Source organism: Bradyrhizobium sp. Kon37 (assembly GCF_055807535.1).
Window position 1 is genome coordinate 1 of the sequence record NZ_JBVVOY010000293.1, and the last position, 257, is coordinate 257.

At 42.8% G+C, this 257-nt stretch carries 1 tRNA gene; it reads right to left on the bottom strand.

Features of this window, described 5'->3' with window-relative positions:
• Positions 1–65: 65 nt before the first annotated feature.
• Positions 66–141, bottom strand: a tRNA-Asn gene (locus AC0L3J_RS38210).
• Positions 142–257: the final 116 nt, after the last annotated feature.

Consider the following 257-nt stretch of genomic DNA (forward strand, 5'->3'; position numbering starts at 1 on the left):
GATGTTTTAAGAGCGTTGGTAATTAGAAAGCAAAAAGCCTGCTAGAAAGCAGGCTTTTTTGAATTTGGCTCCTCTGACTGGACTCGAACCAGTGACATACGGATTAACAGTCCGCCGTTCTACCGACTGAACTACAGAGGAATCGTGTGAACGGGGCGCATATTAATGGCAGTGCATGGTGATGTCAAAGATTGAAAGCTCACCACTTTGTTGAAATTGACAGCAAACAAACAAAAAAATGCATTTCACCCTTTGAC